The 17,496-nt window shown below is 54.7% G+C and carries 13 protein-coding genes and 3 pseudogenes; 4 read left to right on the forward strand and 12 right to left on the reverse strand.

Annotation, left to right across the window (positions count from 1 at the left end; genetic code table 11):
* Nucleotides 1-38: 38 nt before the first annotated feature.
* From M5B42_RS00785 to M5B42_RS00820, 8 genes are read right to left on the reverse strand one after another with little or no spacing between them, the layout of a single operon-like run.
* Complete coding sequence (locus M5B42_RS00785; protein ID WP_248744753.1) at nucleotides 39-1,748, reverse strand: hypothetical protein; 1,710 nt, start codon at nucleotides 1,746-1,748, stop codon at nucleotides 39-41.
* Complete coding sequence (locus tag M5B42_RS00790) at nucleotides 1,735-2,751, reverse strand: class II aldolase/adducin family protein (protein WP_248744754.1); 1,017 nt, start codon at nucleotides 2,749-2,751, stop codon at nucleotides 1,735-1,737. Before M5B42_RS00790 ends, M5B42_RS00785 begins: the two co-directional genes overlap by 14 nt.
* Complete coding sequence (locus M5B42_RS00795; RefSeq protein WP_248744755.1) at nucleotides 2,738-3,496, reverse strand: HAD family hydrolase; 759 nt, start codon at nucleotides 3,494-3,496, stop codon at nucleotides 2,738-2,740. Before M5B42_RS00795 ends, M5B42_RS00790 begins: the two co-directional genes overlap by 14 nt.
* Nucleotides 3,496-5,550: a hypothetical protein gene (locus tag M5B42_RS00800; protein ID WP_248744756.1), complete on the reverse strand. Its 2,055-nt coding sequence runs from the start codon at nucleotides 5,548-5,550 to the stop codon at nucleotides 3,496-3,498. Before M5B42_RS00800 ends, M5B42_RS00795 begins: the two co-directional genes overlap by 1 nt.
* Complete coding sequence (locus M5B42_RS00805) at nucleotides 5,547-6,152, reverse strand: phosphatidylinositol-specific phospholipase C/glycerophosphodiester phosphodiesterase family protein (RefSeq protein WP_248744757.1); 606 nt, start codon at nucleotides 6,150-6,152, stop codon at nucleotides 5,547-5,549. The genes M5B42_RS00800 and M5B42_RS00805 overlap by 4 nt, the downstream gene beginning before the upstream one ends.
* The gene (locus M5B42_RS00810) at nucleotides 6,149-6,847 is read right to left on the reverse strand and encodes a glycosyltransferase family 2 protein (RefSeq protein ID WP_248744758.1); all 699 of its coding nucleotides are present in this window, start codon (nucleotides 6,845-6,847) and stop codon (nucleotides 6,149-6,151) included. Before M5B42_RS00810 ends, M5B42_RS00805 begins: the two co-directional genes overlap by 4 nt.
* Entirely contained in the window at nucleotides 6,844-7,248 is a 405-nt protein-coding gene (locus M5B42_RS00815; RefSeq protein WP_248744759.1) for a GtrA family protein, read from the reverse strand. Before M5B42_RS00815 ends, M5B42_RS00810 begins: the two co-directional genes overlap by 4 nt.
* Nucleotides 7,245-8,918, reverse strand: a complete 1,674-nt coding sequence (locus tag M5B42_RS00820; protein ID WP_248744760.1) for a sugar phosphate nucleotidyltransferase — start codon at nucleotides 8,916-8,918, stop codon at nucleotides 7,245-7,247. The genes M5B42_RS00815 and M5B42_RS00820 overlap by 4 nt, the downstream gene beginning before the upstream one ends.
* 266 nt (nucleotides 8,919-9,184) lie before the next feature.
* On the opposite strand from M5B42_RS00820, the pseudogene M5B42_RS00825 reads away from it, so the two are divergent.
* From M5B42_RS00825 to M5B42_RS00840, 4 genes and pseudogenes are all read left to right on the forward strand, one after another.
* Nucleotides 9,185-9,373 (forward strand): annotated as a pseudogene (locus tag M5B42_RS00825) (transposase); the annotation flags it as partial.
* Between the two features lie 313 nt (nucleotides 9,374-9,686).
* Nucleotides 9,687-11,026, forward strand: a pseudogene (locus M5B42_RS00830) (IS21 family transposase).
* Nucleotides 11,027-11,045: 19 nt separating this feature from the next.
* A pseudogene (locus tag M5B42_RS00835) lies at nucleotides 11,046-11,632 on the forward strand (ATP-binding protein); the annotation flags it as partial.
* 442 nt (nucleotides 11,633-12,074) lie between these two features.
* Nucleotides 12,075-12,422 carry a hypothetical protein gene (locus M5B42_RS00840; RefSeq protein ID WP_248744761.1) on the forward strand — a complete coding sequence of 116 codons (348 nt, stop codon included), beginning with the start codon at nucleotides 12,075-12,077 and terminating at the stop codon, nucleotides 12,420-12,422.
* 185 nt (nucleotides 12,423-12,607) lie between these two features.
* On the opposite strand, the gene cysC is transcribed toward M5B42_RS00840, so the two are convergent.
* The 4 genes from cysC to M5B42_RS00860 form a co-directional block, all read right to left on the reverse strand.
* Nucleotides 12,608-13,207, reverse strand: coding sequence for an adenylyl-sulfate kinase (cysC, locus tag M5B42_RS00845; RefSeq protein ID WP_248744762.1), 600 nt, complete (start codon nucleotides 13,205-13,207; stop codon nucleotides 12,608-12,610).
* 64 nt (nucleotides 13,208-13,271) lie between these two features.
* Complete coding sequence (locus M5B42_RS00850; protein ID WP_248744763.1) at nucleotides 13,272-14,414, reverse strand: glycosyl transferase; 1,143 nt, start codon at nucleotides 14,412-14,414, stop codon at nucleotides 13,272-13,274.
* Nucleotides 14,405-15,352: a UDP-N-acetylglucosamine 2-epimerase (non-hydrolyzing) gene (gene wecB / locus M5B42_RS00855; RefSeq protein ID WP_248744764.1), complete on the reverse strand. Its 948-nt coding sequence runs from the start codon at nucleotides 15,350-15,352 to the stop codon at nucleotides 14,405-14,407. The genes M5B42_RS00850 and wecB overlap by 10 nt, the downstream gene beginning before the upstream one ends.
* A 29-nt stretch (nucleotides 15,353-15,381) precedes the next feature.
* Complete coding sequence (locus M5B42_RS00860; RefSeq protein ID WP_248744765.1) at nucleotides 15,382-17,469, reverse strand: glycosyltransferase; 2,088 nt, start codon at nucleotides 17,467-17,469, stop codon at nucleotides 15,382-15,384.
* Nucleotides 17,470-17,496: the final 27 nt, after the last annotated feature.

Consider the following 17,496-nt stretch of genomic DNA (forward strand, 5'->3'; position numbering starts at 1 on the left):
CTTGGAATCCGCGTTTCCGGCGCATGAACGTCAAAGGCTTATTTTTCCTCGTCGACCAATCTTTCTATGGTTAGTGACTCTACCGAAAGGTTACCTGATTGATACCAGGTTCGAACCTCAAGGTTTCTCACAAAGCTATCTGCCACATCAAGCTCGGTCTCGAGCTTGACTTCGCTGCCCGCCCGGAGTGTTTTTTTCGCGAGTGTGACCGCCTTATTGGTCGCGTCTACTCCAATGATATCCGTGTAACCCAAGTCTGTGCCGTCACCTGAAATGGATAGTTCCACCCGGTACTTTCCTTTGGGCAACTCGATGTAAGGTCCATAGGACATAAACCCCGTACGCGTTTGGCCCTGCAGAGCTATACGCTTTCCGTCTTTTGGTGAGCCTACCAGACCTGCTAGTTCATCACCTTGCCATACAAAATGCTCAAGGCAAGTACCATGGATATCAATTTTCAGGTGATGGCAATTAGCGTCGAATTTGTATTTGATAGGGGGTTGATGAACTCTCAGTATCCAACCTTGCCAGCAGAAAAATACAGTGATGATCATTGCCAGCACAAAGGTAGACTGATGCAATATGCGGTGTGTGATCGCTGCCATGAAAGGAATACAAAACAGGAATAAGCCGCCTGCCTTCATGTAACCAGTAAAGTTCCAGATGACGGTGTCACCAAAGCAAAGGTACAGCAGACATAGCGTGAGCGTAAATGCCCCAGTGGTGTTTCTTATAATATCTCCCTTAAGAATCGATTTTACAGGTGATGTTTTCGCAATAGCCCAGAATGTCCAAGCTAATAAAACAGAGAACAGTGCCAAGCCTGTGCCTGCCATGTACGAGTCCCAGCCACTACCCATATTGGGGTAATGTCCCTGTAGTCCCGCAATGAGATGCATTATTAGGCTTTTTAGCGGAAAGCCAAGAACTAAAGCGCTTTGTTCCGCCGGTGTCATTGTAAAATGTATTCGGATGAAAGACTGCCAGGCAATGAAAATGATCAGAGGGCAAAGCAGAAAGAATAAATCTGAGTAGGGTCTGATCGATTTTTGCTTGATCAGGCGCTCAAGGAGTTGGGTACCGAAGAGGATCGCCGGGAACGCCACATACGCTTCTCTCGACAGGCAAGCAAAGGTAATAGTGACGGAGTATATCCAAAATTTCTTTTGATAAGCAGCCACCATACTGACAATGAGCAGCGCATCCGCGGCTCCATCGGGAAGCCCGTTCAGCAGCGTTATCTGAGTACCCATACTAATGGACCAAGGAATGATCCAGTAGACCGGTACACCTTTTTTGATAAAAAACTGTGCTGCGACAGCCGTGCCAAGTAGTATCAGTACAAAGTGTGTGAGGTAGTAGATGAAAGGGCTAACCCAATCCTGAAATAGAATAAGCGATAGGAGCTTGGACAGCACGGGGATACCGACTCTTTGGTAGCGGTAGGCATCGGCGTCGATGTGGCTGGAAGTATCTTTCTGCGCGAGCAAATCGTTTGCAATGTAGTAGTAGAACTGACCGTCCCAGCCCGAATTCCATTCGTCCAAGTAGAGCGGGGTAACGCCGTGCGCCTTGACGGCTTCGGGGATGCCCCAGCGATCAGCCTGCATCAGGTAATGATCAAAGTTACCATTGAGGGGGCCTTTAACATAGGTCACCATAGTGTAGATACTCACCATGGCGGTCAGTAACACGCAAGCCAAGATGGACAGGTACTGCCGGTTGATGAAGCGCTTACTTAACGTCATTCAAACCTCTTCTGTACTTCTCGGCATCCCAGTCAATCAACTCGGAAATCTGCGTATCGCTCAGCGTCGACAGTTTGGCTCCGTCATTCAATTTCGTCATTACATCGTAATAGCAAAGCAGTTGTGCGACTTTCGCTTTGTTCATCTTGTCGCGGGTAAACGTGCCCAGGCCGCGCACGAAGATGACATCGGGCAGTTCGGCTTCTTTTTCCAGGCTGGCCTTTGCTTCTTCAGGCGTTGCGAACAGGCGTGGATATGGACCGAGAAAAACAATATGGTCTGGATACAGCGCCCAACTGTCGTTTAGCCGGTCAACCAAAGCGGGCGCGGTAGCGATCTCATGAAGCTGTTCAAGCGCAATGGGGGAAAATTCGACGCCATTGATCAGGCTCAGCGACTGACGGGGTGCGATGATCGGTTGGTTGACCGCAGGCGTGGCAAAAAAACGAGTCAGGTAGCCGAGTATTTCGCCAATCTCGGCTATGTTGTCGCCACCAATAATCACGCCATGGTTCTTCAGGAAGACCACGCGCGTACTGTTGGTACTGTCGAGCTGCTTGGCGACGGCTTCTGCGAGTTCAGCACCAGGCTTGCAGTATTCAACGCTACGCGCGTTGAGCAACGTGTCCAGGTCCGGGTAATTGGCCAGATCGAAGTCTTTGCGAACTAGGTGCGTGAGCACCTCGATGGCGTGCAGGTGGACCACGATGCGCTGAGGCATCAGGGCATGCAGCAGTGTTTCGATCGAAGGTTTCAGCGGATGAGGCTCGACGGTTTGCGGCACCACGGCAAAGTCCCGGTTTTCAAGGGCTGTAGTCAGTTGGCCCAGTTTTACCGGTACAAAGATGTCTTTTTCACTGGCATCTGCCAGCCAAGTGCCGGATGCCTTGATCCAGAGGGCATCGTTCTCCTTCCAGGAGACGTTCCCACCGGCGCCTTGGACCAGCAGCGGATCTTTACCAATTTCAGAGCAAAATTGGCGAACCGAATCATGCAAGTTCATTTTTCTCTCCAAGCCTGGCAATCAGGCGACGCAGGTCACGAAACTCGGTGAAGGCGGCATCTGGAGCGTTTTCCTCAATGCCTAGCGGTGTACCGGTATGGATCTTTTGCAGGGTTATGGCATTGATCTGCTCGCGACCGCCGCGGATATCGTTGATCGGGTTGTCGCCGATCATCCAGATGCTATTGCCTTTGGGTCGCATTTTTTCCAGAGCGATTTCAAAAGGTGCCGCATGAGGTTTGTCGAACCCGGCTTCTTCGCTGGTCACGATGTAGTCGAAGTATTGATCGAGCCCAAAGTAGACCACCTTGCGAAATTGAATCTGAGCTGTCAGGTCGGTCACGATCGCGGTTGGAATGCCGAGCAAGCGCAGGTCGTCCAACAAGTCCTTCACCTCGTCGAACAGCACGGCGTTGCTGAGGAAGGTACGCCAATAGGTCTGTTCAAAGTCCAGCGCCAAAAGGACCTGCGAGCCTAGGCCCATGATTTCGAGCATGCGCTGAAGGTACAGAAGGCGGCTATGTGAAGACGCCGTATGTTTAAGGCGAGTCTTGACCTGTTCGCGGGCTTCCTTGAAGGCTACGTCAAACACTTCCGGTTTGATCGAGAAGGTAGTGACTACTTTATCTCGGACGGCCTGTTGCGCCGCAGCATGTGCTGGGTCATAAGGGTAAAGCGTGTTATCGGTGTCGAACAGTATAGCGTCAGGGAGGCGATTGAACCGCTCAGGTGCAAAAATCTTCACTATATGAACCGTTTTGTCAGTGCTTGGTTGATATGGGATAGGGTAATCAGCTGCATTAACCCCATGACGCCGTCTTGCCACTGTGGCTTGATGTCGAGGAATTCGAAGATGCGCGGGCAGATCATTCGCGCGGCCATTTCGATGTCCTGGGCAGATGTTTCGCCTTCGATCGTCAATTCAACTTCTGTGGTGTCATTGCGGTTGCACATGTCGACATGCAGACCGCAAACCCCAACCAGTACCCGTGTGAGTGATAGTTCATTCAGGCCGTTGCGCGAGCGTGCAACGATCTTGAAGTGCAGGGGGGGGGGCTTGCCGACACCTTCCAGAATGCGAGGATGTATCGGTTGCAGGGACAGCACCAGATCCGCATGTGCGGCTTGCGGGCGAATGAACCGTGCTGAGTCCGGTTCTCTGCGCTCGAAGGAGGCAAGCACTTTCTCTACGGTGTGGCCACGCTGGTGCACGTCGCGTTGAAGCTTGAAGTGGCGCCGTAAACCTTCGTCGATGTCCAGGTAGACGCTCAGGTTGTAGCACTCACGGAGGATCGGCATGTAAAGGGTATGCAGGCCACTTGCAATTACGAAGTCGTTGCTCTTGATCATGAAGGGGCGGCTCATGCGGCCAGTTTGATGATCGTAGTGCCGTGACTGGATGTGTTTGGAGTCAGTCAGTTTCACCAGGTCGCTGGCAAAGCCTTCCAGGTCGTTGGCCATGGGGTTCAGGTGTGTCATCACCTGCCACATCGGTTTCTGGCGATCCCACAGGTGGTAGTCGTCACCGGAAAGGGTCGTGACTGAGTGGCCGCCAAACAGTCCTTTGATGGCGTCCGAAAAAGTATCCTTGCCTGCGCCCGAATCACCCGCGACACCAATCACGAATGGCTTGCGGCTCAGGCGGAAGTAATCGTTACGGCTGACCGACTCGCGCCAGATTCGGATGGCCAGGACGATGCCCGCAGCAACCATGGCGGTATGCACCAACGATGATAGCTTGCCACCAAAGAGCCATTGACTGCTCCCCTGTGGCAACCAGTTAGTCTGGTCCACAAGCAGCTTGGCATCCGGGGTGATCAGTAGCGCGCTCGCCACATAGAGCAGCGAAAAAATCCCGGTAATGGCAATGGCTACACGATTGCTGGCTGCCTGGTAAGCTACCAGTGGGGGGATGGCCCAGATAAACCACCCCGGAGAGGCAGGTGTCATCAGTACGACAAGCAAGAACACGATGCCGAGCATGGCATGGAAAAGCTCGAAGTTTGGACGTTTTATCCGCCAGGCTGCATAGATCATTAGTAGGTAGGCTAGCGGTACGACATATAGATGAGTGCTGTCCCCGATACTGAATGCCAACCGGTATATCTTGTCAATTTCCGGGTTGTTGATCAGCATACTGACACCGGCACTGGACAGTAGAAACGGCACCAGAGTTGCCACCATGCCCACGATAAGTCCGATCAGAAGGCGTGGCAGATGTTGGCGCAGAGGCCGGTTATGCTGCAGGTAGATCAGAAAGAAGGGCAGTGCCAGCACCATGCTCAGCTTTGCCGAAATGGCTGTGACAAAGACCGCGCCCGTGAGTATCAAGCGAACACGCTTGAAAAAATACAGCGACCACGCTAGTAGCAGTACCGGGATCAAATCGTTGAACCCGAGTACATAGCTGCCGACGATCACGATTGGTGATAGCCAGTACACCCAAACCAGCAAACGGTCGCGACTGGGCACTATTTTTCTGAGCACGACCAGTAGCAAGAAATCTGCGCATAACAGTGTCAGGCCGTAGCCGAGTATCAAGGGCAGCGAGAGTGTTTTGCACAGGAGGATCGCTGGCAGGAAGGCCACCCACATCACGTAGCCATACGGGAACGCGGTAATGATGCCTCCCTGATTCAGCCACGTACTCCAGGGATCAAGTGTCAGCGTGCTGGTGCTGCTATCAAGGAATGGAAGGTACCATTCAGTGACAGGGGCAGGAGCAACCCAAAGTACAAGTACCAGTCGAAGCACCAGCCCGACCAGAAAGGCCGGCTGGTAGAAAACCTTTATGTTCATGCGTACGCAGCCAACGTTTCCCAGATGTCAGGTCGTTTGGTGCAAACCGCTTCGGCGACAATATTGCGATCAGTCAAGAGTTTCGCCAGCCGGGGGATTTCGGTTTCGGCATCGCGGCCCTGAAGCTCGGGGGAGACCAGACACAGTTTGAAGCCTGCCTCCTGGAGTCGCTTGGCATCTTCATGAGTGAGTGGGAACTGGTTGAAGCAGTCGACCCACACCCACTCCACCTTGCCTGCCAGTGTCATCGCGGTTTCAATCGACTCGAACTCGGATACCCGCACGGCGCAACGGCGTTCGCCAGCTTTGGACCATTTGATGAGGAACGGAAAGGATTGATCGAGGAAGAAGTAGTCTTCGATGCCCTTTTCCTTCATCACTGTAATCAAGCGTGCTTCCAGACCTTCTTCCTTGACGTTCAGAATCAGGGTCCCGTGCCGATAGTCGGCAATCCACTCATCAAACGACTCACCTTGTACACACGGGTCATGATGAATGATCAGATCGTTGCCGTAGCTGCGAATGTCGACCTCAATGCCATATTTCCCCTCTGTGGCATTGAGTTCCTGGCGGGTATTACGCCGATGCGATATGAGCTTCATGTCCTTAGACTCTTCTTAAGTTGCAAACTGAAATCGACAGTTCTGCGGATGAATTTTCGTTTGGCAGCCCAGTTGACGTTCCAGTGAGAAACACCATGGGCGCGCTCACCAAAACGCACGGCAAATCGATAAATCTTAAGGCCCTGTACATGAGCCTGGTAGTACGCATACAGGTCGAGCGCAAAATCGGATGGCGCGGCTTGCCAGCGTTGAAAAAAAGTCTTGGAGAACATCGTCGGCTGCGCGTTGATGTCCCACATGGGTTTGCCCAGCAGTACCGTTTCGAAAACGCTCATACCGAACGTGAACGCAACGTCGGCCAAGGGGCGGCCGAAGCGACGACCTTTAACAAAGATATTCGGGCCATGGTGATCAAAAAACTCCAGACCACGCAAGGCGTCCATGGGATCGGTTTGCAGGTCTGCATGAGTCCAGCCGAGAATTTCGCCTTCGGCGGCACGCAGGCCGGAAAGGATGCCGAAACCATAGCCCTGATTGACTTCTACCCTCACGCTTCTGCAGCCTGGATAGGCCGGCAGGAGACGCTGCAGCACCTGTGGGCTGTCATCAGTGGAGCCATTGTCGACCAGAATGACCTCCACACCAGGGCGTTCGGCCAGGCCTTTGCAGCGCTCCAGCAGCAAAGGCAGGTTTGCCGATTCGTTGTAGCAAGGGATAATGAGCGAAAACTTCATGATTTCTCCGTCGATGCGCTGGCCTTGAATACAAACAACTTCATTCCCAGGAAGTTGAGGACGGCCGATACACCCGTTGCAATCAGAAACGCCAGTTGTACTGTAATGGACACTGAACTGAACAACGACAGACAGCCGGCGTTGACCAGCACGTTGGCGCTCAGTGTTATCGCATAGAGCAAGGCGAATCGCCAGACACTGCCGGGGGCGTGCGCCTGCTGGCCAAATGTCCACACCCTGTTTGCGAAGTACGCAAACAGGGTGCCCGTCAGAAAGCCCGCGGCCTTTGCCAGGTCGACATCCATCCATGCGCTCCAGACCAGGCCGCGATAGGTCAGGAAGTCGATCAGCACGGTCAATGAGCCTACGACCAGAAATACGGCAAGCTCACGCTTGATCATGCCTGGGCGCCTGGCATTGCTGGCACGGTCGTTTGATAGCGTGCTTCAAGTTCGGCGACGGCGTCGGAGGGTATCCGACCATCGTTCTGCAGGCGATAGGAGTGCCCTGGCCATTTGTGGAAGCAGGACTGCCAATATTCGAATGTGCGCAGGTCGTTCGGAGTACCCCATGACAAGAAACTGTCTACTTCGAACAGTTCACAGCGCAAGCCCAATTCGATAGCGTCGTTAATGGTTGAGTCAATATAAAACTCGCCATTGATACGGCCGTCACGTTCAATCAATCGTGAGACTACCTTGCGAAAATCTTCGGCGCGGCGGAACGTGAAGGTGCCTAATACGATTGGGTCTGTTGCTGGAGACTCCAGCGGAGTCTTCACCGAGATCCTATGAATTCGGCCATTCGTTGCATCGATCCAGCCGAACATCTGTGGATGACGGATGGCATTCGCATGCCCTCGTACTCCCCAGATGATGATGTCCACATCTGGGGTCTCGATGAGGGTCTGGAAAGCCTTCTCGTCATAAAGGGCACCATTATCACAAGCCCCGAAGGTGATCGGGCCGTGGACATCGGCGATGGCACGTTCCAGAGCTTCCAGGCCGAGTAGTGCGGTACAGGCCTGGCCTTGAGTGACTTGCGCAACGGTTTCGATCACGGTGCGGGGGAATGCTTGCTCTAGTTCCCTGGCAATCTCTGCATAGCCGGGCATGTTCTTGCGTAGAACGAATGCATGGTGCTCGGCCTTGGGCAAGTCCTCTGTGGCCTGAGTAACCATTGGTTTGCCGGACACGGGGATCAGTGGTTTGGTCAGTGTGTAACCTTCGTTGACGAATCGTTGTCCCATACCTGCCATCGGGATTACCAAGGCGCCGATGGGTTTGGTCTCGGCACCTTGTGTCTGACGACTCATTGTCTCGAAAGCCGCCGACCAGCCATTGTACTCCCGCACGTCGTCCGGAGTGCCCCACTGCATGAAGTGCTGCAGGGAATAGACCGCGACAGGCTGCTTGTTTGCCAGCAGCGGCTTGTAGGCTAGGCTGACGTAGTATTCGCCACCTACATTGAGTTGTTGGTCCATGGTGTCGCGGAACGCTTCGCTCATGGTCTTGCCCGAGTCGAAATAGTAGGTCCCGCTGGAGGCGAACTCCTCCATGCGATTGTCGGTGTAAGGCTGCTTCTCTTGAATGTCGTCGACCCAGCCATGTGTCTCGCGAATATAGGCGTAGTTGGTGCTGCCCAGGGTATGCGGGTGGAAACCTTTGTAAGCCGGGATCGCACCTACGCATGCGGTGGCTTTGACGAAATGCTTGAAGTGCTGCCAATCCCAGTAGCAGCTGAAATCGCAATAGTTGACGATAATTGGGCGATTGGCGTCGATCAGGTGTTCAATCTGACGAACGGCATGGATCGGGCCGAGCTTGTGCGCAGGGATACCGATTATCTGACCTGTGGGACAATAACATTGCAGAATGGGCGCCATACGGTAATCAGGATCATCCAGATGATCCTGATTGCAAATAAAAATAAAATCCGTTTCGCCTGGAAACATGTCGATGACATGGGCGATGATTGGTTTGCCGTCAATTTCAATAAGGGGTTTTGGGACCGTGTAGCCCGCCCGGCGGAAGCGCTCGCCGAAACCTGACATTGGAATAATTATCTGCACTAGACACTCGTTTACTTACAATGTTGACGTCAGGGTTATGCACATTCATATGCCACCCGCGCGACCAATAGAAAAAAGCATTTTAGTCTGAAGACTGCCAGTGAGTCATCTTTCTTTAATAGGCTTTATGAATCAATTTTTTATGAGCCGGGCGGTTTGGGCATTAAGGTGGCCAGCTTTCCGTCATGTTGCCCCGTTTAGGTGTGGTGGTTTAATTTCCCCGGACACCCCGATAGGTGGAAAATGCATCTATCGAGGAGTTTTTCATGACCGACAAGCGCAGGACATTCGACGACAGCTTCAAGCTGCAAGTCGTGAAAATGATCACAGACCAGGGGTTGGCCGTTTCACAGGTCTGCCGGGATCTCAATCTGGTCGATTCGGCCGTTCGACGCTGGGTCCAACAGTATGAATCGGAGCAACTGGGGCAAGCCGGGATCGGTAAGCCGCTGACACCGGGGGTACGCAGTTCACGTTTCTAGGATTCACCTTTCGGCCACGAGAGGCACAGGGTAATAATGGACGCCGGTTCACCAGCTTCTAGCCTGCTGACAGTACCGAGGCTTTGAAACGAATACGCCAGCAAACTCGCCGCTGGAATATCCAGCGGCAAACACCGGCCAGCCTTCTGGATGCGGATTCCACGGCCATCCGGTCACCCATTCCACAGCCATCCGGTCCCCCTTAAGGCAGGCAGCGACGCAGGATTAATTCACTACCATCGACCTCTTTTTTCGAAGCAGAGAGGCCGTCGTGGAGCGGTTATCCATGCGTAAGATTCGAGAAGTACTGTGTCTCAAATTTGAGGTCGGTCTATCTGCCCGCCAGATTGCGGTCAGCTTGCAAGTCGAGCGAGCCACTGTCGGTGATTACCTCAATCGCTTTGCTGCCAACGGGCTGACTTGGCCCTCGGCATTGTCGGACGTTGAACTGGAACGATCTCTGTTCCCGCCAGCGCCGACGGTTCCCAGAGAGCAACGCCCAATGCCTGACTGGGCATGGGCTCACGCCGAGCTGCGCCGCCCCGGTGTCACCTTGGCCCTGCTCTGGCAGGAGTACCGACTCAGCCACCCACAAGGCTTTCAGTACAGTTGGTTCTGCGAGCACTACCGGCTCTGGGACGCCAAGGTCGATGAGGTCACGCGCCAGGAACATCGCGCCGGCGAGAAGCTGTTCGTCGACTACGCCGGCCAGACCGTAACGGTCATCGACCGGCAGGCCGGGGAAATCCGTCAGACCCAGATTTTCGTTGCCGTGCTCGGCGCCTCCAGCTACACGAGCACTACGGGGTTGCCGTGCTGCCCGCTCGCTCGCGTAAACCCAGGGACAAGGCCAAGGTCGAAGTCGGCGTGCAGGTGGCCGAACGCTGGATCCTGGCGGCGCTGCGCAACCGCCAGTTTTTCTCCTTGGGCGAACTCAACACAGCGATCAGCGTGCTGCTCGAACGTATCAACCAAAGGCCTTTCAAGAAGTTGCCCGGCTCGCGCCGCTCGACCTTCGAGGCCATCGATCAACCAGCACTGCAACTGCTGCCGGAACATCCGTACGTCTATGCCGAATGGAAAAAAGTACGAGTCCACATCGACTACCACGTCGAAGTCGACGGCCATTACTACTCGGTGCCGTATCAGTTGGTGAAGCACCAGCTCGAAGTACGCCTGACCGCGAAGACGGTCGAGTGCTTCCACGCCAACCAGCGTGTGGCCAGCCACCTGCGCTCGCCACACAAAGGCCGTCACACCACACCGACCGGACACATGCCTAAGAGCCACCGCGAACATGCCGAATGGACACCGCAACGGCTGATCCGCTGGGCCGAGCATTCGGGGCCCAACACAGCTGGTGTCATCGCCTGCATCCTTGAACGACGAATCCATCCGCAGCACGGCTTCCGTGCCTGTCTGGGCATCCTGCGCCTGAGCAAACAGCACGGCGAAGAGCGGCTGGAAGCCGCTTGCCAGCGTGCGCTGGCACTGGGCGCATGCAGTTACAAAAGCCTCGAATCGATCCTGCGCCAAGGGCTGGAACGACTGCCACTGGCCCAGCAAAACCTGTCGCTGCTGCCCGACGAGCACATCAACCTGCGTGGCCCCGGCTACTACCACTGACTGAAAAAGGAGCACGAACATGCTGCCCAATCCGACACTCGACAAGCTGCAAACCCTACGACTGCACGGGATGATCAAAGCGCTGAGCGAGCAACACGCAACGCCCGATATCAACGACCTAAGCTTTGATGAACGACTCGGCCTGATGGTCGACCGAGCGCGAAGACGCCCGCCTGACCACTCGACTCAAAGCCGCCCGACTGCGTCACAACGCTTGTCTGGAAGATATCGATTACCGCAGCCTGCGCGACTTGGATAAATCCCTGATCCTGCAACTGGGCAGCGGCCAATGGTTGCGCGGCGGCCTGAACCTGATCATCGGCGGCCCAACCAGCGTGGGCAAAACCTGGCTCGTTTGCGTGCCGGGACGGCTACAGCGTCCGTTACCTGCGCCTGCCGCGCTTGATGGAGGGGCTGGGCCTGGCCCATGGCGATGGACGCTTCGCCAAACTAATGATGGCCGGCTACGCCAAGACCGACCTGCTGATCCTGGACGACTGGGGCCTGGCGCCGTTTACCGCCGCGCAACGGCGCGACATACTGGAGCTGCTGGACGACCGCTACGGGCATCGCTCGACGCTGGTAACCAGCCAGATGCCGGTGGACAAACTGGCGGGCAGATAGACCGACCTCAAATTTGAGACGCAGTACTTCTCGAATCTTACGCATGGATAACCGCTCCACGACGGCCTCTCTGCTTCGAAAAAAGAGGTCGATGGTAGTGAATTAATCCTGCGTCGCTGCCTGCCTTAAGGGGGGGCGGATGGCTGTGGAATCCGCAGTCAATATTTCGCGAACAGCTCGGACCTATATAAATATTGTCATTTTTTACAAAAATGCCACGGGTGTAACAGCCCAGAATTTTCCTCCGCAAAAGCATGCCGCTGCTGTCATATTCATGTAACTCTTTGGTGTCGGATTTGGCACAGTAACAAGTGCTCGCCCATGGCCAACAGTCTGTGTGTTTGCGAGAGGCCGCTGATACGACGTTTGCCGCTGAGTAGATACTGGATAAAGCCTGCTTGCTAGTCTTGCCCTTATACTGGCGATGATCGGTGAAATCACCAAAGAAACAAAATACGATACGTTGGTTCCAGAGTACCAAGTAGTTGAGGTGTTTGAAGCTATTTTCACCGGCGAGTGTTCAGAGACGAATTTCCTTTACATTTTCATTCAGCTGCAGAAGTTTATTGGCGCCGGTCCCCACGGCGTAGAGGAAGTGGGGCTGCGATCAGAACATCATGAATGTCATGAATATGAGGATCATCATATTGCTCTGTGCCGTGGTTTTATAAAGCACCAGGCCCTGAGGTTGCAACCCCCTTCGCAGGGTTGTCCCGCTGAGGCTGATACCCGTGGGGTCGATCATGTCCAGCCGGAATACCTAGTCCGATGAATAAATGAAAGCCCACCTCAATTGGGCGAGGAAACCAGTAGATGATCAAAGAGGTAGGGTATGTGCTCCTGCACCTGCAACCAAAAATAACGAAAATGCAGTCATCGAGCACTTCTGGATTCCTAAAGTGATCGCGAACGACAGTGTTTACATACACGTCCTTGTTCAGGTAGCGGTAGAGCTGATTAATGAGGACCGTTGATCAGGGCGAGTAATTGATCCACCCCGGCGTCCAGACCCACGTTTTGCGTGTCGATCCTCAAGTGGGGCTGTTCGGGGGCTTCGTAAGGGGAGGAAATTCCGGTAAAATTCGGCAAGCTGCCCGATCTGGCTTTGTTGTACATACCTTTCGGATCACGGGATTCACAGACCCCCAATGAGGTACTGACATGAACTTCGCGGAAGTGCTCGGCTCCGATGATGGTCCGGGCCAGTGCGCGATCCTGGGTGAAGGGGGAAATAAAGGCCGCGATGACGATGAGCCCGGCCTCGTTCATCAATTTCGCCACTTCTGCCACGCGGCGGATATTTTCCGCCCGATCCTCGGTGCTGAAGCCCAGATTGCTATTGAGCCCATGGCGAACATTATCGCCATCGAGTACGAAAGACAGTTGCCCCTTGTCCAACAGACGTCGTTCCAGCGCAAAGGCCAGGGTCGACTTTCCGGAGGCGCTCAAACCTGTCAACCAGACGGTGATCGGTTTCTGACTCAGCAAGCCCTGGCGGTCTTCCGGTGTCACCTGACTGGCATGCCACATCACGAGTGGAGGTTGTGCGTCGGTCATAGAGGGGTGGTCCTGAATACGTTATAAAAGTTGATATCAGCCGGACGGCGCGAGACTGCAATCGTCAGCGACCAGGGCGAGAGGGCGCGCCTGCGCGGGCATCCGAGAGCAAGCGAGTTGCTGAAAAGCGTGTTGCCCACAGATTGTCCTGGCGGAACGCCTGGACCCTTGAAAAATTGCAGCGATAGTCAAGCGCCTGCCGGCTTGTCAGGCGTAGATCGCTGTTTTCATCGATCAGCCATACCGCGGCCTCTTCATCACGCAAGGCCATCTCACCAAAACGAGTGGAGATCACCGGCAGGCCAAGCGAGCGGTATTCATAGTATTTGATCGGATCGACGGAGTCTGTCAGACGATTGAGCTTGAATGGGATCAGGCCAACCGAGAACGTCGCCATGGCGGCAATGGCCTCGGCATGAGGGCGCTCGGGTAATAGCTCGATATTCCCTGGTAGCAGGCAGGGCGGGGGGGCAAAGATCGGGCCGATCAGTTGAATCCGGTTTTCGGGGTTGGCCTTTGCCAGCGCAATGACCAGTTCCCAGTCGAACCAGCTACCAATCGTTCCCACATAACCCAGCAACTGCTGCTTGGTATCCAGCACCAGCGATTCGAGGGGAGCCAGTTTCTGGATGTCGCAAGCATTCAGGGCCAACTCCACCTTGTCTCCCATGGCGCCCAGCGTTTTACCGATGGCGGTGGAGGAGACCAGGATTTTCGATACTCGCTCCACGAGCAAGCGCTCGCGAGTGGCCATGGAGCGACGAGAAATCCCCTTGTAGAAGGCCGGAAAATCGTCCATGGCATCGTAAACCGCATAGCTTTCGGGCATGCGCTCAATTAGCTGCAGCGCAAGCTCCGAAGGTTTACCGACGCAAATCATGCAGGGGTGTTCCGCGGCGAAAGCATGGGCTTTGTTGATGATCTCGCGCCAGAGCAAGGTTTGAAGCAGACCCGAGCCCGGAATGGGCTCGATGGGCAAAACCTTGGGCTTGACCACCTGTAGCCACTCAAGGGACAACTCCTCTTTGGTGGCTGGAGCTGGAGCAGCGGTTTTGCGCTTGAAATCGGATTGTCTCGGCAGTCTTGTGGGGTATGGATCTATCCATAGCACCTGCGCCTGTGTCTGTTCGTGATACCAGGCCACGAAATGATGTGAGCGCTGGCTGAAGCTAGTCCAGGGGACCGGGGACAGATAGATCATTCGCATGTTTGAAAATGTCGTACCAGAACTTCGACGATACGCCCGGCTGCCAGGCCATCGCCATAAGGAGAGACACCCCGTGCCATGGCTTTATAGGCCGCGGGATCGTCAAGCAATCGCTGAGTTTGTCCGATGATGGTGGCCTGATCCGCACCGACCAGCTTTACCACTCCAAGCTCGACGGCTTCGGGGCGCTCGGTTCCCTCCCTCAGCACCAGTACGGGTTTACCAAGGGCCGGAGCTTCTTCCTGAACACCGCCGGAGTCACTGATGATCAAATAAGAGCGCTTCATGGCCGCGACGAACTGTGGATAGTCCAGGGGGGCGCAAAGCATGATGTTGGTCGTCTGGCCCAGTATTTCGTGGGCGACATCCTTGACGTTGGGGTTGGGGTGTACAGGATAGAGTATCTGCACATCGGCATTGCTTTCGGCGATCATCCTGAGTGCCTGGCATATCGAGCGGAAGGGGGCGCCGAAGTTCTCGCGACGGTGGGAGGTCACCAACACCAGGCGTTTGCTCTCATCCAGTTGCATATCAAGGGCAAGCGGTCTGGCTGCCGCCATCAAGAGTGCATCGACGACGGTATTTCCGGTCATGGTGATCGCCGTCGTGGCAATACCTTCCTGTAACAGGTTTTCCATGGCGCCCTGGGTTGGCGCAAAATGCCAGCGTGCCAGCCTGCCGACGATGACCCGGTTCGCCTCCTCGGGGAACGGGTTGTACAGGTCCGCGGTGCGCAGTCCTGCCTCAATATGTCCAAATGGAATACGTTGGTAAAAGCAAGCCAGTGCCGCGGCCATGACCGTCGTGGTATCGCCTTGAGCCAGGACGACATCAGGTTTTTCGGCAAGCAGTACCTCATCGAGCCCTTCCAACAGGCGTGCGGTCAAGGTCGCCAGGGACTGGTTGGGACGTATAATGCAGAGTACCTTCTGGGTCATTCCTTTATAGATCCTGTTATCTGCATGTTTCATGCGTCACGGTATCGATGGGGAGTCCAGGCCCCCCACTTGCTTTCATAAATGGCTTTGTTTTTTTCAAAAAGCGCCTGCTTTTTTTCTGCGCCGAGCTTGTTGAAGGACGCTGACAAGTGATGGTGTACAAACACGTCTTCGGCACAGGCGGCGCGTATCCCCTGATGTTGAATACGACGGCAGTAGTCATCGTCTTCGAAAAAGCCCAATCCATAGTCTTCGCATAAGCCGCCGATCTGTTCATAGGATGAGCGTGGCAGCATCACGCAGAAAAACGCCAGTGTATTGATCTCGAACCACTGCCCCATGTGCTGACGGGTGATGCGCGCGGACTCGGCGTGCATTTCGCTCAGATGGGTATAGCGCGTGGTGATACGCGCCTCATTGCCAATATTGTTGGTGACAGGGCCGATAATGCCGATGTCATTATTGTCTATCAGATGACGCATCAGGCCCTTGATCCAGCCGGCCGTGACAATCGTGTCATTGTTCAGTATGACCAGGTAGTCGCCGCTAGCGGCTGCCAATCCCTGGTTGTTGCCGGCCGCGAAGCCTTTATTGTCCTGGTTGAGAATGATGATGCGGTCTGGGTCGGCCTTGGCCCACTCGGCCAGAAACGCCGGTGTCTCGTCGGTGGAATTGTTGTCAACGACGATAATCTCAAGGTTTTCGTAGTGGCTTTCGTTGACCAGGCTATTGAGGCAGGCCTGGGTCAACTCCAGGTTGTTATAGGTCAGCACCACGACGCTGACTCTTGGCGACGGCAAGCTGTCGATCGCCTGGCGCAGGGCAATGGCTCGATGTTCCCAGGTCTGGGTTTGCGCGAACTGCTGGCGATCCAGGCGTGCTGAGTAGGGTTCGGGGAGCTGTTCCAGAACGTTTTGAACGGCGGCGATAAACTCCATTGGGTTTTCAGCGGTATTGACCAGGTGACCGAATTGATCCAGTTCAGGCAGCTTGACCGATACCACGGGCTTGCCGGCGCTCAGGTACTCGTACACTTTCACCGGGTTGGTCGCCAGTGTCAGGGGAATGACCTTGAACGGCAGCAGGCACACGTCCATTGCATGGAGATAGTGCGGCAGGGAAGCGTAGGGAACCTCGCCATGCATGACAACGTTCGGGCAGCCCTTGAAGGTTTTTTTGGCATTGACCGTATCATTGCCTATGAGCAATACCAGGTGCTGGGGAAAGGCCTGGGCAAGCTGCTTGACGAGTTGAAGATCAAACCACTCCGCGATCGCGCCGTAGTAACCGATGATTTTTCTGTTTTGGGTATCCCGATAGACTTGCTGCGGTGCTTGGCAGAACGCGCTGTATTCCGCGGCATTGCGTATCACGCTGACGTTCTGGTTCTCACGTTTGCCATGCTGTTCGATCCAGGTTGACGTGGCAACCAGCAGGTCCGCTCGACGCATCAATGCTTTTTCCAGGTCCAGCAGCTCCCGGGCGACATTGCCAAACCCCTCGTGATGGTCCATGCAGTCATAGATCAGGGTGGAGTTGGGAACGCATCTGGCGAGTGGAAACCAATAGGCGTGCTGGACAATGCAGTTCACCTTTCCGATCTTTGCCCATTGCATCAACTCCGCCAGGCTCAGGCGCAGTTGTTTGGTCGCGGCGCTGCTGGGAGGGGCGTGATAGATGGCTGGTGCGCCGAGTACGTTCAGTCTGATCTGGAATAAACCACTTATGCTCTCAAGGGGTTCAACTTCAAACCCGGGGCGGTCGTTATCAATGAAGTGGTTGGAAATGTAGAACGTCACCTGGCCGGTTCGTGCCAGCTCTTTGGCCAGGTTCTGTGGACGCTGGATACGAAAATGCCAGTCAATGACCCCAAAGATAAAGGCGGCCGTCTGCTTTTCGTAAGGCGCTGCTGCTTCGGGACCCTTCTGGGGTATCTTCATCAGCGTTGAAAACGGCTGGTTTTGCGTTATGGACGCGGCACTGCCTTTCAGCCAGAGACGAACCCTATGGGCCCATTTGCTCTTCTTGCTGGGGTCAAGGGGGAGGTGGATGTACACATAGCGAGCCGAGTTGAACAGAATTTTTTGTAGTAGATGGCGCAGCGGTGTACGGTCCATGGTGATTGCCTAGTCTGAGAGACTCAG

Origin of the sequence: Pseudomonas sp. MWU12-2037, assembly GCF_023242345.1 — a bacterium.
In the GTDB taxonomy this organism is placed as follows: domain Bacteria; phylum Pseudomonadota; class Gammaproteobacteria; order Pseudomonadales; family Pseudomonadaceae; genus Aquipseudomonas; species Aquipseudomonas gingeri_D.

Excerpts from the sequence above, each read along its gene's own strand:
- M5B42_RS00785 (WP_248744753.1), bottom strand. The coding sequence starts at position 1,748 with ATGACGTTAAGTAAGCGCTTCATCAACCGGCAGTACCTGTCCATCTTG.
- M5B42_RS00790 (WP_248744754.1), bottom strand. The coding sequence starts at position 2,751 with ATGAACTTGCATGATTCGGTTCGCCAATTTTGCTCTGAAATTGGTAAA.
- M5B42_RS00800 (WP_248744756.1), bottom strand. The coding sequence starts at position 5,550 with ATGAACATAAAGGTTTTCTACCAGCCGGCCTTTCTGGTCGGGCTGGTG.
- M5B42_RS00805 (WP_248744757.1), bottom strand. The coding sequence starts at position 6,152 with ATGAAGCTCATATCGCATCGGCGTAATACCCGCCAGGAACTCAATGCC.
- M5B42_RS00810 (WP_248744758.1), bottom strand. The coding sequence starts at position 6,847 with ATGAAGTTTTCGCTCATTATCCCTTGCTACAACGAATCGGCAAACCTG.
- M5B42_RS00815 (WP_248744759.1), bottom strand. The coding sequence starts at position 7,248 with ATGATCAAGCGTGAGCTTGCCGTATTTCTGGTCGTAGGCTCATTGACC.
- M5B42_RS00840 (WP_248744761.1), top strand. The coding sequence starts at position 12,075 with ATGATCGGTGAAATCACCAAAGAAACAAAATACGATACGTTGGTTCCA.
- cysC (WP_248744762.1), bottom strand. The coding sequence starts at position 13,207 with ATGACCGACGCACAACCTCCACTCGTGATGTGGCATGCCAGTCAGGTG.
- M5B42_RS00850 (WP_248744763.1), bottom strand. The coding sequence starts at position 14,414 with ATGCGAATGATCTATCTGTCCCCGGTCCCCTGGACTAGCTTCAGCCAG.
- wecB (WP_248744764.1), bottom strand. The coding sequence starts at position 15,352 with ATGACCCAGAAGGTACTCTGCATTATACGTCCCAACCAGTCCCTGGCG.
- M5B42_RS00860 (WP_248744765.1), bottom strand. The coding sequence starts at position 17,469 with ATGGACCGTACACCGCTGCGCCATCTACTACAAAAAATTCTGTTCAAC.